Source organism: Pseudomonas fluorescens NCIMB 11764 (assembly GCF_000293885.2).
GTDB classification, from domain to species: Bacteria; Pseudomonadota; Gammaproteobacteria; order Pseudomonadales; family Pseudomonadaceae; genus Aquipseudomonas; species Aquipseudomonas fluorescens_B.
On sequence record NZ_CP010945.1, the window covers coordinates 5,638,211 to 5,653,551 of the forward strand.

Annotated in this window: 14 protein-coding genes; 10 read left to right on the forward strand and 4 right to left on the reverse strand. The window is 58.7% G+C overall.

Annotated features, from left to right (window positions below; genetic code table 11):
* Positions 1–19: 19 nt before the first annotated feature.
* The gene (locus B723_RS25735; RefSeq protein ID WP_017339588.1) at positions 20–2,428 is read right to left on the reverse strand and encodes a DNA translocase FtsK; all 2,409 of its coding nucleotides are present in this window, start codon (positions 2,426–2,428) and stop codon (positions 20–22) included.
* Between the two features lie 294 nt (positions 2,429–2,722).
* Between B723_RS25735 and trxB the strand changes: the two genes are divergently transcribed.
* The 4 genes from trxB (at position 2,723) to infA (ending at position 5,511) form a co-directional block, all read left to right on the forward strand.
* Complete coding sequence (trxB, locus tag B723_RS25740; protein ID WP_017339589.1) at positions 2,723–3,682, forward strand: thioredoxin-disulfide reductase; 960 nt, start codon at positions 2,723–2,725, stop codon at positions 3,680–3,682.
* Positions 3,683–3,746: 64 nt separating this feature from the next.
* Entirely contained in the window at positions 3,747–4,427 is a 681-nt protein-coding gene (gene aat, locus B723_RS25745; protein ID WP_017339590.1) for a leucyl/phenylalanyl-tRNA--protein transferase, read from the forward strand.
* A 57-nt stretch (positions 4,428–4,484) separates the two neighbouring features.
* On the forward strand, positions 4,485–5,192 hold the full coding sequence (locus B723_RS25750) for an arginyltransferase (RefSeq protein WP_017339591.1): 708 nt from the start codon (positions 4,485–4,487) through the stop codon (positions 5,190–5,192).
* A gap of 100 nt (positions 5,193–5,292) precedes the next feature.
* Entirely contained in the window at positions 5,293–5,511 is a 219-nt protein-coding gene (gene infA, locus B723_RS25755) for a translation initiation factor IF-1 (RefSeq protein WP_002553999.1), read from the forward strand.
* Between the two features lie 142 nt (positions 5,512–5,653).
* Here the strand turns inward: infA and clpA are convergent, their stop codons facing one another.
* Together clpA and clpS are read right to left on the reverse strand one after the other, a co-directional pair.
* Entirely contained in the window at positions 5,654–7,924 is a 2,271-nt protein-coding gene (clpA, locus tag B723_RS25760) for an ATP-dependent Clp protease ATP-binding subunit ClpA (RefSeq protein ID WP_017339592.1), read from the reverse strand.
* A 30-nt stretch (positions 7,925–7,954) separates the two neighbouring features.
* A complete protein-coding gene (gene clpS / locus B723_RS25765) occupies positions 7,955–8,317 on the reverse strand; it encodes an ATP-dependent Clp protease adapter ClpS (protein WP_015094394.1) in 363 nt (120 codons plus the stop codon).
* 47 nt (positions 8,318–8,364) lie between these two features.
* On the opposite strand from clpS, the gene B723_RS33185 reads away from it, so the two are divergent.
* Both B723_RS33185 and B723_RS25770 read left to right on the forward strand, forming a co-directional pair.
* Positions 8,365–8,556 (forward strand): hypothetical protein, encoded by a 192-nt coding sequence (locus B723_RS33185; protein ID WP_144425276.1) that lies wholly within the window; start codon positions 8,365–8,367, stop codon positions 8,554–8,556.
* Positions 8,543–8,830, forward strand: coding sequence for a cold shock domain-containing protein (locus B723_RS25770; RefSeq protein ID WP_031319021.1), 288 nt, complete (start codon positions 8,543–8,545; stop codon positions 8,828–8,830). The genes B723_RS33185 and B723_RS25770 overlap by 14 nt, the downstream gene beginning before the upstream one ends.
* Before the next feature lie 62 nt (positions 8,831–8,892).
* Here the strand turns inward: B723_RS25770 and icd are convergent, their stop codons facing one another.
* Complete coding sequence (gene icd / locus B723_RS25775; protein WP_017339594.1) at positions 8,893–10,149, reverse strand: NADP-dependent isocitrate dehydrogenase; 1,257 nt, start codon at positions 10,147–10,149, stop codon at positions 8,893–8,895.
* A 494-nt stretch (positions 10,150–10,643) separates the two neighbouring features.
* Here icd and B723_RS25780 point away from each other — a divergent pair, with 494 nt between their 5' ends.
* From B723_RS25780 to hflD, 4 genes are all read left to right on the forward strand, one after another.
* The gene (locus tag B723_RS25780; protein ID WP_017339595.1) at positions 10,644–12,869 is read left to right on the forward strand and encodes an NADP-dependent isocitrate dehydrogenase; all 2,226 of its coding nucleotides are present in this window, start codon (positions 10,644–10,646) and stop codon (positions 12,867–12,869) included.
* A 197-nt stretch (positions 12,870–13,066) separates the two neighbouring features.
* A complete protein-coding gene (locus B723_RS25785) occupies positions 13,067–13,513 on the forward strand; it encodes an NUDIX hydrolase (RefSeq protein ID WP_017339596.1) in 447 nt (148 codons plus the stop codon).
* 59 nt (positions 13,514–13,572) lie between these two features.
* Positions 13,573–14,718: a tRNA 2-thiouridine(34) synthase MnmA gene (gene mnmA, locus B723_RS25790; protein ID WP_017339597.1), complete on the forward strand. Its 1,146-nt coding sequence runs from the start codon at positions 13,573–13,575 to the stop codon at positions 14,716–14,718.
* A complete protein-coding gene (gene hflD / locus B723_RS25795; protein ID WP_017339598.1) occupies positions 14,715–15,338 on the forward strand; it encodes a high frequency lysogenization protein HflD in 624 nt (207 codons plus the stop codon). The genes mnmA and hflD overlap by 4 nt, the downstream gene beginning before the upstream one ends.
* Positions 15,339–15,341: the final 3 nt, after the last annotated feature.

A 15,341-nucleotide genomic window follows, 5' to 3' on the forward strand; every position in this document is an offset into this window, starting at 1 on the left:
GCCATCCTTTCAAATCAAATCAGTCGCGTACCGGGCCAGGGGCCAGGACTTCACGCGAGCCGTTGGTGTTCATGGATGTCACGACCCCGGCCATTTCCATGGCTTCGATCATGCGTGCGGCGCGGTTGTAGCCGATTTTCAGCTTGCGCTGAACCGCGGAGATCGACGCGCGACGGCTTTCCAGCACGAACTGCACCGCTTCGTCGTACAGCGCATCGGTTTCGGCATCGTCATCACCGCCGCCACCGCCATTCTCAAAGCCGCTGCCGGCCTCTTCGACACCCGCCAGGATCTCGTCGTTGTATTCCGGCGCACCGCGCAGTTTCCAGGCTTCAACCACCCGGTGAACCTCGTCATCGGACACGAACGCACCGTGAACCCGAATCGGCAGACTGGTGCCTGGCGGCATGTAGAGCATGTCACCGTGGCCCAACAGTTGCTCGGCGCCGCCCTGGTCGATGATGGTCCGCGAGTCGATTTTGCTCGACACCTGGAACGCCATGCGCGTCGGGATGTTCGCCTTGATCAGACCGGTGATCACGTCAACCGACGGACGCTGGGTCGCGAGGATCAAGTGGATACCGGCTGCACGGGCCTTCTGGGCGATACGGGCAATGAGCTCTTCAACCTTCTTGCCGACGATCATCATCATGTCGGCAAACTCGTCGACGACCACAACGATGGTCGGCAGTTTGGTCAGCAGCGGCGCTTCGTCGTGAATGCTTTCGCGCTTGTACAAAGGATCGGTCAGCGGCGTTCCGGCGTCCTGGGCTTCCTTGACCTTGGCGTTGAAGCCCGACAGGTTGCGCACGCCCATCTTCGCCATCAGTTTGTAGCGACGCTCCATCTCCGCCACGCTCCAGCGCAGGGCGTTGGCCGCGTCCTTCATGTCGGTCACGACCGGGCACAGCAGGTGCGGAATGCCTTCGTAGATCGACAGCTCGAGCATTTTCGGGTCGATCATGATCAGCTTGGCGTCTTCCGGGCCGGACTTGAACAGGATCGACAGGATCATCGCGTTCACACCCACCGATTTACCGGAACCGGTCGTACCGGCCACCAGTAGGTGCGGCATTTTCGCCAGGTCGGTGATGACCGGCTTGCCGCCGATGTCGTGGCCCAGGGCCAGGGTCACCGGGGATTTGAAGTTGTCGTACTCAGGGGTCGACAGCACTTCGGAGAAGCGCACAATCTGCCGGTCTTCGTTCGGAATCTCGATACCGACGGTGGTCTTGCCCGGAATCACTTCCACCACCCGCACGCTGGTCACGGCCAGGGAACGGGCGAGGTCTTTCGCCAGGTTGGCGATACGGCTGACCTTGACCCCGGCCGCAGGCTGGATTTCGTAACGGGTAATCACCGGCCCCGGGTGAATCGAATCCACCGAGACTTCGACACCGAATTCCTTGAGCTTGATTTCCAGCAAATGGCCGACGGCGGCCAGGGACTCAGGCGAGTAATTGAGTTGTTTCTTTTCTGCGGGATCGAGAATCGAGATCGGCGGCAAGGTGCCTTCGACGGCACTGTCGACGAACAGCGGCGCCTGTTTCTCTTTTTCCACGCGTTTGCTCGGCGCGGCGGGTTTCGGCGGCGCAGGGGCAATCACGGGCGGCACCTGCTTCTCGCGGTCCGACATGTGCTTGCTCAGGGCCTGCTCGCGCTCGATCAGGCGTTCCTTGACCTTGGCCTGCTCGCGCTTGTCGGTAACGGTCGGCGCGACCACGTCATGCACGCGATCGTCGACTTCACGCAACTGTGCCACCAGTTGCTTGCGTTCGACACGGGCGGCCCACCAGCGATTGGCCGCGCCCTGGAACAGTTCGAACAGGTCGAGGGTGATCTTGCCGGTGACGTCCATCACCTTGAACCACGACAGGTCGGTGAACACCGTCAGGCCGAACAGGAACAGGGCGATGAACAGCAACGTGCTGCCCTGAATGTTCAGCGCGTTCCTGGCCAGGTCGCCAAGGCTTTCACCCAGCGCACCGCCCGCACCGGCCGGCAGACCGGTCGCGGCGTGGAAATGGATGTGCGCGAGCGCAGCGCCCGACAGCACCAGGAACACCAGACCGATCAGGCGCCAGGAGAACAGCCAGCCGCTCCACTGCCACGGCTCGTGGCGTTGACGGAAGATCTGCCACGCCTTGATCGCCAGCAACAACGGGAAGATATAAGCGAAGTAACCCAGCACCATGAACAGGATGTCGGCGCTGTAGGAGCCGACCGGGCCGCCGAAGTTCTGAACATCGTCGATCTTGCTGTTATGGCTCCAGCCCGGATCGTCCTTGCCGTAAGTCAACAAGGCCATCATCAGGAACAGGCACAAGCCGCCGATGGCGATCAATGCACCTTCCTTGAGTCGGTAGTGCAAATGCTGGCGCCAAAGCGGAACGACGGCTGGTTTAGGTGCTGCGGTGGATTTCTTCAAAACGCTTCTTTTCCTGCGCCTTTGGCGCGTCCATCTGTTGAATGACTATAAAAAACTGCCCAATCCAGGCAGGTAAAAAAGTTAACAGGCGCAACTGGGACTACTTTTAACACTGCACTCCGGTTTTTATAAACACGGTGCGCACTGAATATTCAAGTGACCGGCACGCATTGTACGGGTTTGTTCGTACGATGCCATGCTGGCAGGCCATGGATCAGCATAGCCAACGGCGCGTACCTGCGATTCAATTTGAGCACGCATTCTCTTTTGTGACAAAGGCTTATGAGGTGTTTTATGAGCGAATCCAAGCATTGCCGCCTGATCATTCTGGGTTCCGGCCCAGCCGGTTACAGCGCGGCCGTTTATGCCGCCCGCGCCAACCTCAAACCGGTGGTCATCACCGGGATACAGGCAGGTGGCCAGCTCACCACCACCGTCGAAGTCGATAACTGGCCCGGCGACGTCGAAGGCCTGACCGGCCCGGTACTGATGGAACGCATGCAAAAACACGCCGAGCGCTTTGACACAGAGATCGTTTACGACCACATCCATACGGCCAAGTTGCAACAACGCCCGTTCGAACTTACCGGCGACGGCGGCACTTACACCTGCGATGCACTGATTATCGCCACCGGTGCCTCGGCGCAATACCTGGGCCTGCCATCGGAAGAGACTTTTGCGGGTAAAGGGGTGTCCGCCTGCGCGACGTGCGACGGTTTCTTCTATCGCAATCAGGTGGTCGCTGTCGTCGGTGGCGGCAATACCGCCGTTGAAGAAGCGCTGTACTTGTCCAACATCGCCAAGGAAGTTCACCTGATTCACCGACGCGACAAGTTGCGCTCGGAGAAAATCCTTCAGGACAAACTCTTCGAAAAAGCCGCCAACGGCAATATTCGCCTGCACTGGAATCAAAATCTCGACGAAGTCCTGGGCGATGCCAGCGGCGTGACCGGCGCCCGCCTTCGCGACAGCCATACCGGTGAAACTACTGAGCTGCCGCTGGCCGGCGTGTTCATCGCCATCGGTCACAAGCCCAACACCGACCTGTTCATCGGTCAACTGAACATGCGCGACGGCTATCTGCGGGTCAGGGGCGGCAGCGAGGGCGATGCCACGGCCACCGAGATCCCCGGCGTGTTCGCCGCCGGTGATGTGGCGGATCACGTTTATCGCCAGGCCGTCACTTCGGCCGGGGCCGGTTGCATGGCCGCGCTGGACGCAGAAAAATACCTCGACGACATTCCGACCGTTTGACGGCAAACTTCACGGTGGGCGCACCTGCCCACCACTGCCCTCCCCTTCTGTAAGCCCGGATGCCATGCTGACTTGGTTACAACGCAACACCCTGACGTTCCCGCCGCTGGAAAAAGCCATGCGCGATCCCAACGGATTGCTGGCTGCGGGCGGCGATCTGTCCGCCGATCGTCTGATTCAGGCTTATCGCCACGGTTGTTTTCCCTGGTTCTCGGAAGGCCAGCCGATTCTCTGGTGGTCGCCGGATCCGCGTACCGTGCTGTTTCCCGACGAACTGCATGTCTCGCGCAGCCTGAACAAGCTGCTGCGCCAGCAACGCTATCAGGTGACCTTCGATCAGGATTTTGCCGCGGTCATCCGCGCGTGCGCCGCACCCCGGGATTACGCCGACGGAACCTGGATCACCGAGGCCATGCAGAACGCCTACCTCGCACTGCACCAGCGTGGCTACGCGCATTCGGTTGAGGTCTGGGACCAGGGTGAACTGGTCGGCGGGCTGTATGGATTAGCGATGGGCCAGCTGTTTTTCGGCGAGTCCATGTTCAGCCGCGCCGACAATGCCTCCAAATTTGGCTTTGCCACCCTGGTCAAACATCTGAAAGACTCGGGTTTCGTGCTGATCGATTGCCAGATGCCCACCGACCATTTGCACAGCCTGGGCGCCCGGGCCATTCCGCGTCGCGAGTTTGCCCGCTACCTGACGCAGCATCTGGATCAGCCCAACCGCGCCAGCTGGGTTTGCTGAGCGACTTTTGCGCCGGTGGCTTACACTTAATTCAAAGCTTATCCCCGAGGGTTGATCATGACCGAGTTGGCGCGTTTGAAGTTTTATGCCACTCAGCCCCACTCTTGCAGTTATCTGCCCGAGGAGCAGGCCACGACCTTGTTCCTCGACCCTAGCCAGCCCATGGATGTGCATGTCTATGCAGACCTGTCTGAAATGGGTTTCCGCCGCAGCGGCGATCATCTTTACCGGCCTCATTGCCAGAATTGCAATGCGTGTGTGCCGGCGCGCATTCCCGTGGCGCAATTTACGCCCAACCGTCAGCAGAAACGCATTTTCAAGCGCAACGCCGACTTGCAGGTACGTCCCGCCAAACCCAAGTTCAGCGAAGAATACTTCGACCTGTACCAGCGCTACATCGAACAGCGGCATGCCGACGGCGACATGTACCCGCCGAGCCGTGACCAGTTCTCGACGTTCCTGGTGCGTGACCTGCCGTTTTCCCGTTTCTACGAATTTCGCCTGGATGGCCAACTGTTGGCGGTGGCCGTGACCGACTTGCTGCCGAACGGTCTGTCGGCGGTCTACACCTTCTACGAACCCTCTGAGGAACGACGCAGCCTGGGGCGCTATGCGATCCTCTGGCAAATCGCCGAAGCCCAGCGGCTGCAGCTGGAAGCGGTTTACCTGGGCTACTGGATCAAAAACTGCAAAAAGATGAGCTACAAGACCCAATATCGCCCCATCGAACTGCTGATTAATCAGCGCTGGGTCATCCTGAACTAGAACCCCTTGGCTTAAACCCCATTTTTCGGGCACAATGCACGCCGCTTTTGCCTGGCGCAGTTGCACCGGGCCATTCATTGGACACCGAGGGCTTTACTGCATGTCGAAAGAAGACAGCTTCGAAATGGAAGGCACTGTCGTCGACACCCTGCCCAACACCATGTTTCGCGTGGAGTTGGAAAATGGGCACGTCGTAACCGCGCATATCTCCGGCAAGATGCGCAAGAACTACATTCGTATTCTTACCGGTGACAAAGTGCGCGTCGAGCTGACGCCCTATGACTTGAGCAAAGGGCGCATCACTTACCGCGCTCGCTAATCAAGTCAATACAAGACGCCCGGCTTATGCCGGGCGTTTTTGTTTGTCCGGGATTTGACGAATTACCCATGCAGGGCAGCGTACAAACTCCAGACAGCAAAAAGGCGCCTTTCGGCGCCTTTTGCTTTATTGCGATTGAACGTCAGGCCATTTCCGCCGTGGTTTCGAACTCGAAGGTCAGCTCGCCGTCCTTCAGATCGATATGCACCACACCGCCATGGTCGGCCAGTTCGCCAAAGAGGATCTCTTCCGCCAGCGGACGCTTGATCTTGTCCTGGATCAAACGCGCCATTGGTCGAGCGCCCATTGCCGAGTCGTAGCCACCCGCCGCCAGCCAGCTGCGCGCCGCATCGCTCACTTCCAGCTGCACGCGCTTGTCTTCCAGCTGCGCCTGAAGCTCGGTAAGGAACTTGTCCACCACGCTTTTGATGACCTCATGGCTGAGGCGACCAAACTGGATAATGGTGTCCAGACGGTTACGGAACTCCGGCGTGAAGCTCTTCTTGATCACTTCCATCGCATCGGACGAGTGGTCCTGATGGGTGAAACCGATCGAAGCACGCGCTGCGGTTTCGGCACCGGCGTTGGTCGTCATGATGACGATCACGTTACGGAAGTCCGCCTTGCGCCCGTTGTTATCGGTCAGCGTACCGTGGTCCATGACCTGCAGCAGCAGGTTGAAGACTTCCGGATGCGCCTTCTCGATCTCATCGAGCAACAGCACGCAGTGAGGCTGCTTGGTGATCGCTTCGGTCAGCAGACCGCCCTGATCAAACCCGACATAGCCAGGAGGCGCACCGATCAGACGCGATACGGTGTGGCGCTCCATGTACTCGGACATGTCGAAACGAACCAGTTCGATACCCAACGCCTTGGCCAACTGACGCGCCGCTTCGGTTTTACCGACACCGGTCGGGCCTGCGAACAGGAACGAACCGACAGGCTTGTCTGGCGACTTGAGGCCGGCACGTGACAGTTTGATCGCAGTCGACAGCGAGTCGATTGCGGCATCCTGACCAAACACCGTCAGCTTCAGGTCACGCTCAAGGTTACGCAGCAGTTCTTTATCGGAACTGGTGACGTGCTTAGGCGGAATTCGCGCGATTTTCGCGACGATGTCCTCGACCTGAGGCACTTCGATGCGTTTCACGCGTTTCTCGATCGGCTGCAGACGCTGGTAGGCACCCGCCTCGTCGATGACGTCGATCGCCTTGTCCGGCATGTGCCGGTCATTGATGTAACGCGAGGCCAGTTCGGCAGCGGCGCGCAGGGCTTCATCACTGTATTCGATATTGTGATGGAGCTCGAAACGCCCTTTCAGGCCGCGCAGGATGCCAATGGTGTCCTCCACCGAAGGCTCCGACACATCGACCTTCTGGAAGCGTCGTGCCAGGGCACGGTCCTTCTCGAAGATCCCGCGGAATTCCTGAAAGGTGGTCGAACCGATGCACCGGATATCACCGGACGACAGCAGCGGCTTGAGCAGGTTCGAGGCATCCATGACGCCACCGGACGCGGCACCCGCACCGATGATGGTGTGGATCTCGTCGATGAACAGGATCGCCTGCGGACGTTTTTTCAGCTCGTTGAGCAACGCCTTGAAGCGTTTCTCGAAATCGCCACGGTATTTGGTCCCGGCCAGCAAGGCCCCCAGATCGAGGGAATACACCACGCTGTTGGCCAGCAGATCCGGCACCTGGTTGTCGACAATGCGCTTGGCCAGGCCTTCGGCAATCGCGGTTTTACCCACGCCCGCCTCGCCCACCAGCAGCGGGTTGTTTTTTCGCCGACGCGCGAGGATCTGCGCGACACGCTCGACTTCGAGCTCACGACCGACCAGCGGATCGATACGGCCCTGGCGCGCGAGTTCGTTGAGGTTGCTGGCATAAGCATCCAGAGGATTGCCTGAGGAAGAAGACTCACCGCCCTCGTCGTCCTGCATATCTTGCTCACCTTCAGAGTGATCGCCATGCCCCGGCACTTTGGAAATGCCGTGAGCGATGTAGTTGACGACATCGATGCGCGCAACGCTCTGCTGTTTCAGCAGGAACACTGCCTGACTCTCTTGCTCACTGAAGATCGCAACCAGCACGTTGGCGCCAGTCACTTCGCGTTTGCCCGAGCTCTGTACGTGGAAAACAGCACGCTGCAGGACACGTTGAAAGCCCAGGGTTGGCTGGGTCTCGCGATCCTCGTCATGAACGGGGATCAACGGCGTAGTGGAGTCGATGAACTCCTGCAGATCATGCTTGAGTTTGTCGAGGTTTGCGCCGCAGGCACGCAAAACGGTGGCGGCAGCCTCATTATCCAATAGGGCCAGCAGGAGATGTTCGACGGTCATGAACTCATGACGCTTCGAACGGGCTTCCTTGAAGGCAAGATTGAGGGTGACTTCGAGCTCGCGGTTTAACATAGCTTCACCTCATACCCAAGTGGTCGGCGATTAACCGTCCTTCTCGATTTCACAGAGTAGCGGATGCTGGCTTTCCCTGGCGTACTGGTTGACCTGCATGGCCTTGGTCTCGGCAATGTCGCGGGTAAACACTCCACATACTGCCCGCCCTTCTGTGTGGACGGCCAGCATGACCTTGGTCGCCAGCTCGCGATTCAGGTTAAAAAACACCTCGAGCACTTCGACGACGAAATCCATCGGTGTGTAGTCATCATTGAACAAAACCACCTTGTACATCGGCGGCGCCTGTAAAGCAGGCTTGGCCTCCTGAACAGCAATGCCTGCGGAATCGTCGTCGTGTAAATCAGGGCGATCCTGATTGAATGTTAGTCGAATCTGGCTGATTGCATGCATGGAAAGAAAGGTTCGTCAGTTGTGCGAATACAGTAGTGGGGACGGTCATGAACGATTTCAACACCGACTGCCTGGTCACCTTGACTATCGGCAAAACGGTGTTACAACCAATAGAGCCCACAGTGGGTAAAAAAGGTCCGCGGAGTCAATCTTATTTACAGGATCTGACTGCGGATGTACGGGATGATACTCCAGTGATGGAGTCTGTTGCAGAGGGATATGAACATGGCAGTCGGTAAGGTGAAATGGTTCAACAATGCCAAGGGATTCGGTTTCATTAACACCGACGCCAGAGAAGGTCGTGACGAGGATGGTAAAGATATCGATTTCTTTGCCCATTATTCGGCCATTGAAATGGACGGCTACAAGACCCTCAAGGCCGGGCAAATTGTAAACTTCGAGATCATCCAGGGCCCCAAAGGATTGCACGCCGTCAAGATCACGGCAGCGCCGACTGAGCATGATCACGCCAAGCCCTCCCATCATGGCCACCATGAAAAGGTATCGAACTGACGCGACCGGTCATCCAGTCATAAAAAAACCGCCCGAAGGCGGTTTTTTTTGTGCCGACTCGCTTACATATGCGAAATCAGTGCATCACCAAAGCCGGAAGAAGACACCAGTTTCGCGCCCTCCATCAGACGTTCGAAGTCATAGGTCACGGTCTTCGCGGAGATCGCGCCGTTGGTGCCCTTGATGATCAGGTCTGCGGCTTCGGTCCAACCCATGTGACGCAGCATCATCTCTGCGGACAGGATCAGCGAACCCGGGTTGACCTGGTCCTTGCCAGCGTACTTCGGCGCAGTCCCGTGGGTCGCTTCGAACATCGCAATGGTGTCAGACAGGTTGGCACCCGGTGCGATACCGATACCGCCCACTTCTGCCGCCAGGGCGTCGGAGAGGTAGTCACCGTTCAGGTTCAGCGTCGCAATCACATCGTATTCGGCCGGGCGCAGCAGGATCTGCTGGAGCATGGCATCGGCAATGGCATCCTTGACGATGACGTTCTTGCCGGTTTTCGGGTTCTTGAACTGCATCCACGGACCGCCGTCGAGCAGGGTCGCGCCGAACTCTTCAGCCGCCACTTCGTAGGCCCATTCCTTGAAGGCACCTTCGGTGAACTTCATGATGTTGCCTTTGTGCACGATGGTCAGCGAATCGCGGTCGTTGTCGACCACATACTGCAGAGCTTTTCGCGCCAGACGCTTGGTGCCTTGCAGCGAAACCGGCTTGATGCCGATACCGCAGTTTTCGTCGAAACGGATCTTGGTGACGCCCATTTCATCTTTCAGGAACTTGATGACTTTGGTCGCTTCCGGCGAACCGGCTTTCCACTCGATACCGGCGTAGATGTCTTCCGAGTTCTCACGGAAGATCGTCATGTCGACGTCACCTGGCTTCTTGACCGGGCTAGGCACGCCTTCGAACCAACGCACGGGGCGCAGGCAGACATAAAGGTCGAGTTGCTGACGCAGGGCCACGTTCAGGGAACGGATGCCACCACCGACCGGCGTGGTCAGAGGCCCCTTGATGGAAACAACGTAATCCTTGACTGCGTCCAGGGTTTCCTGAGGCAGCCAGGTGTCCTGATCGTAAACCTGAGTCGCTTTCTCCCCGGCGTAGACTTCCATCCAGGAAATTTTGCGCTCGCCGCCGTAAGCCTTCTTAACAGCAGCATCGACAACCTTGATCATGACCGGGCTGATATCAACCCCAATACCATCGCCTTCGATGAAGGGGATGATCGGGTTGTTAGGAACATTGAGAGAATGGTCCGCGTTGACGGTGATTTTGTCGCCGACTGCTGGAACCTGAATCTTCTTGTATCCCATGCTGAACTCCATTGTTTGGATTGAACATCTGGCTTCGTTCGAGCGTACCCCAGTTAAATCGGCACGCAAACCCTATGTTCCATCCATCTGCCGCAAAGCTGCATAGTTCGCGGCGTACAAGCCTGAAAGCAAAGGGAAAAGCGCCAAACTCAAGCACGGTGCAAGACTCTACGCCCCACGCTCCCCTGCGACCTTTAGACCAATGGACGAGAATCGTTGCATATGAACCATCGGCAGATTGCCAGCTACCTATGTATAATGCCGCCCGCTGACCACAGAGTCACGACGGCCGACCTCTCTAGCACGAGACTTTGGACCTGAAAAAGCAGGATTGTTATCGCAGTCCACCCGCTTGCCGCTCGACTGATGCACCCAACATCACCGCGCACAAACCTCGACATTCGGCTCATGGATGACTTTGAACGAACGCGCTTACCCGGCGCCCCTCGAGTTTCTGCGCACGCTTTAGCAAAGAAGAGAGAGTTAATCCGAATATGCCCACCCGCTCGAAGATCATCTATACCTTCACCGACGAAGCTCCCGCCCTCGCCACCTATTCACTGCTGCCTATCGTAGAAGCGTTCACCGCTTCGGCTGATATCGCCGTTGAAACCCGCGATATCTCTCTTGCAGGGCGCATCCTGGCCAGCTTCCCCGAGCAATTGGGTGATAAAGCCGTAGCCGACCACCTCGCCGAACTGGGCGACCTGGCCGTTACGCCTGAAGCCAACATCATCAAGCTGCCGAACATCAGCGCTTCGGTCCCGCAACTGCAAGCCGCGATCAAAGAGTTGCAAGCCCAGGGCTTCGCACTGCCGGACTACCCGGAAACCGTGACCAGCGATGCCGACAAAGAAGCCAAGTCGCGTTACGACAAGATCAAGGGCAGCGCCGTGAACCCGGTTCTGCGCGAAGGCAACTCCGATCGTCGCGCCCCGCTGTCGGTCAAGAACTACGCACGCAAGCACCCGCACAAAATGGGCGCCTGGGCTGCGGACTCCAAGTCCCACGTCGCGCACATGAGCACCGGTGATTTCTACGGCAGCGAAAAAGCTGCCCTGATCGACGCCGCTGACGCCGTCAAAATCGAACTGATCGCTCAAGACGGCACCACCACCGTCCTGAAAGAGAAGACCACCGTGCAAGCCGGTGAGATCCTCGATTGCGCGGTCATGAGCAAAAACGCTCTGCGCAGCTTCATCGCTGCCGAGATCGAAGACGCCAAAGCCAAGGGCGTGCTGCTGTCGGTTCACCTGAAAGCCACCATGATGAAGGTCTCCGACCCGATCATGTTCGGCCAGATCGTTGCCGAGTTCTATAAAGACGCACTGGCCAAGCACGCCGATGTGCTGGCACAGATCGGCTTCAACCTGAACAACGGCATCGGCGACCTGTACGCTCGCATCAAGGCGTTGCCTGCCGAGCAGCAAGCGCAGATCGAAGCGGACATCCAGGCGGTCTACGCCGTTCGTCCGTCGCTGGCCATGGTCAACTCCGATAAAGGCATCACCAACCTGCACGTGCCAAGCGACGTGATCGTCGACGCCTCGATGCCGGCGATGATCCGTGACTCCGGCAAGATGTGGGGCACTGACGGTCAGCTGCACGACACCAAGGCCGTGATCCCGGATCGCTGCTACGCGACCATCTACCAGGCGGTGATCGAAGACTGCAAGCTGCACGGCGCTTTCGATCCAACCACCATGGGCAGCGTGCCAAACGTTGGCCTGATGGCGAAAAAAGCCGAAGAGTACGGCTCGCACGACAAGACTTTCCAGATCAAGGCAAACGGCGTGGTTCGGGTTTCCGACGGCGCTGGTCGCGCTCTGCTGGAGCAATCGGTTGAAGCCGGCGACACCTTCCGCATGTGCCAGACCAAAGACGCGCCGATCCAGGACTGGGTCAAACTGGCCGTCAACCGCGCTCGCGCCAGCGGCACGCCAGCGATTTTCTGGCTGGACCCGATGCGCGCCCACGACGGCGTGGTGATCGAGAAAGTTCAGGCTTACCTGAAGGATCACGACACTGCCGGCCTGGACATCCAGATCATGGCGCCAGTCGACGCGATGAAGTTCACCCTGGAGCGTACTCGCGCAGGCAAGGACACCATCTCGGTGACCGGCAACGTATTGCGCGACTACCTGACTGACCTGTTCCCGATCATGGAACTGGGCACCAGCGCCAAGATGCTGTCGATCGTTCCGCTGATGAATGGCGGCGGTCTGTTCGAAACCGGCGCTGGCGGTTCGGCACCGAAGCACGTTCAACAGCTGCTGGAAGAGAACTTCCTGCGTTGGGATTCCCTGGGCGAGTTCCTGGCCCTGGCCGCGTCCCTTGAACACCTGGGTGTGACGTACAACAACCCCAAGGCGCTGGTTCTGGCCAAGACCCTGGACCAGGCCACCGGCCAGTTCCTGGACAACAACAAGTCGCCATCGCGCAAAGTCGGCAACATCGACAACCGCGGCAGCCACTTCTACCTGGCGCTGTACTGGGCTCAGGCCCTGGCCGCCCAGACCGAAGACGCTGCACTGCAAGCGCAGTTCGGCGAACTGGCCAAGACCCTGACCGAGAACGAAGCAACCATCGTTGCCGAGCTCAACGCCGTTCAGGGCAAACCAGTGGACATCGGCGGTTACTACCACGCCAATGCCGAGCTGATCAGCAAGGCCATGCGCCCGAGCAACACTTTCAACGCCGCGATCGCTGCGCTGGTTTAAGGTTGTAAGGATGCAAAGAAGCCCCGGCCCTGTGCCGGGGTTTCTGTTTTTGAAGACAACACAAAACCCTGTGAGAGCTGGCCTGCCAGCGATAGCGGCTTATCATTCAACATTGATGGTGACTGACTCATCGCAATCGCTGGCAGGCCAGCTCCCACAGGGATAGTGTTTCAACCTTTGGAATTTGAGGAAGCTTCATGGACTGGAAACCCCACATCACCGTCGCCACCATTGTCGAAGACAACGGTCGCTTCCTGATGGTCGAAGAAACCAAGCACGGACGAACGGTGCTCAATCAGCCCGCCGGTCACCTCGACCCGGACGAAACCCTGATCGAAGCCGCCGTGCGCGAAACCCTGGAAGAAACCGGCTGGGACGTCGAACCGACCGGCGTGGTGGGCATTTACCTCTACACCGCCCCCAGCAACGGCGTGACCTACCAGCGGGTCTGTTTCAGTGCAAAACCGCTCAAGCACCACCCGGACTATCAGCTGGACGACGGCATTGTCGGCGCAAAATGGCTGACGCGTGACGAACTGCTGGCACAGCGCGCAAACTGGCGCAGTGAGCTGATCATCCGCTGTATCGATGATTATCTGGACGGCCAACACTACAGTCTCGAACTGATCCGCCCTTCTCTTTAGCCTTGCGGGCTTCGGCCTGTTAGAATCGCGTCCTTTTTCAAGACACTCATTGAATCCCTATGCGTGATCCAGCCCCTTCTGACACACAAAAGAAGCGCGTCATTGTCGGCATGTCCGGCGGCGTGGACTCTTCCGTTTCCGCTCTCCTGCTGATCGAGCAGGGTTATGAGGTGGAAGGCCTGTTCATGAAGAACTGGGAAGAAGACGATGGAACGGAATACTGCACCGCCATGGACGACCTGGCGGATGCCCAGGCCGTGTGCGACAAGATTGGCATCAAGCTGCACACCGCCAACTTCGCCGCCGAGTACTGGGACAACGTGTTCGAGCACTTCCTGGCCGAATACAAGGCCGGCCGCACGCCGAACCCGGACATCCTGTGCAACCGCGAGATCAAGTTCAAGGCGTTCCTCGACTACGCCATGGTGCTCGGTGCCGACCTGATCGCCACCGGTCACTACGTACGCCGTCGCGACATCGATGGTCGTACCGAACTGCTCAAGGGCCTGGACCCGAACAAGGATCAGAGCTACTTCCTGCACGCCGTCGGCGGCGAACAGATCGCCAAGACGCTGTTCCCGGTCGGCGAACTGGAAAAACCACAGGTCCGTGCGATTGCCGAGAAATACGAACTGGCGACCGCAAAGAAAAAGGATTCCACCGGGATCTGCTTTATCGGCGAGCGCCGTTTCAGTGATTTCCTCAAGCAATACCTTCCGGCCCAGCCCGGCGAAATCAAGACCACCGAAGGTGAAGTCATCGGCCGTCACCACGGCTTGATGTACCACACCATCGGTCAGCGTCAGGGCCTCGGCATCGGCGGGCTGAAAGACGCCAGCGACGAGCCATGGTACGTGCTGATCAAAGACCTGGAGCACAACGAACTGATCGTTGGCCAGGGCAATGACCACCCTTACCTGTTTTCCCGCGCCCTGCTTGCCTCGGACATCTATTGGGTCAACCCGATCGACCTGAGCGAGCCGCGCAAGCTGACCGCCAAAGTCCGTTATCGCCAGAGCGACCAGCCTTGCACGCTGGAAAAGACCGCCACCGGCTACCGCGCGGTCTTCGATGACCCGCAACGCGCGGTCACCCCGGGTCAGTCCGTGGTGTTCTACGACGGTGAAATCTGCCTTGGCGGCGGCGTAATCGAAGTGGCGGAACCGTGGACCAGCAAAGGCTCTCTTCAAGGCGCACAGCAATGAGCCCGACTCAGGAGCAACTGACGGCGCTGGGCGGCGTGTTTCTGGCCGCCGTTCTGGTGGACAAGATCGCCAAAACCGGCCAGACCACCGAAGCCGGCCTGACGTGCATGCTCGGCAGCCTGCTGATTCGCGACCCCAAGGACACGCTGGAAGTCTACGGCGGTGACGACATCAACTTGCGCGAAGGCTATCGCGCGCTGATCGGCGCCCTCGAACGCGACCCGAGCACCCTGCAGCGCGAACCGCTGCGCTACGCCCTGGCGATGCTGGGGCTGGAGCGTCAACTGGCCAAGCGTGGCGACATGCTGGACGTGATCGGCAAGCGTCTGCCGCAGATCCAGTCTCAGGTCGAGCACTTCGGCCCGGCGCACGAAAACGTGATCGCGGCGTGTGGTGCGCTGTATCAGGATACGCTGAGCACCTTGCGCCAACGGATTCAGGTCCACGGTGATATGCGCAACCTGCAGCAACCGAGCAACGCCTCAAAGATCCGCGCGCTGTTGCTGGCGGGGATTCGTTCGGCGCGCCTGTGGCGACAGTTGGGTGGTCATCGCTGGCAGTTGGTGGTCAGCCGTCGCAAGTTGCTCAAAGAACTTTATCCGCTGATGCGCAGCAGCTGAACC